The 383-nt window shown below is 51.7% G+C and carries 4 tRNA genes; all 4 read right to left on the bottom strand.

Features of this window, described 5'->3' with window-relative positions:
- Positions 1 to 21 precede the first annotated feature (21 nt).
- A tRNA-Ile gene (locus RG571_RS12115) sits at positions 22 to 95 on the bottom strand.
- A gap of 13 nt (positions 96 to 108) precedes the next feature.
- Positions 109 to 182, bottom strand: a tRNA-Met gene (locus RG571_RS12110).
- 27 nt (positions 183 to 209) lie between these two features.
- A tRNA-Ala gene (locus tag RG571_RS12105) sits at positions 210 to 282 on the bottom strand.
- A gap of 19 nt (positions 283 to 301) precedes the next feature.
- Positions 302 to 375 (bottom strand) — tRNA-Pro (locus tag RG571_RS12100).
- Positions 376 to 383: the final 8 nt, after the last annotated feature.

The following is a 383-nucleotide window of genomic DNA, read 5'->3' as shown; positions in this document are numbered from 1 at the left end:
ATGAAACTTACAACGCCACAATGGACCTTGTAGGACTCGAACCTACGACCGGACGGTTATGAGCCGTCTGCTCTAACCAACTGAGCTAAAGGTCCAGGCTCTTAAAAATCGCGGCGGAGGGGATCGAACCCCCGACCTCCCGGGTATGAACCGGACGCTCTAGCCAGCTGAGCTACACCGCGAAAAAGATATTCATTATTTAAATGAAATGGAGCCTAGCGGGATCGAACCGCTGACCTCCTGCGTGCAAAGCAGGCGCTCTCCCAGCTGAGCTAAGGCCCCGTGTTTAAATTTATAATTATCGGGAAGACAGGATTCGAACCTGCGACCCCTTGGTCCCAAACCAAGTGCTCTACCAAGCTGAGCTACTTCCCGTTTAATTA

The organism is Enterococcus sp. FR204 (assembly GCF_031143325.1).
GTDB lineage: Bacteria > Bacillota > Bacilli > Lactobacillales > Enterococcaceae > Enterococcus_B > Enterococcus_B faecium.
This window is presented reverse-complemented; position numbering and strand designations above follow the sequence as displayed.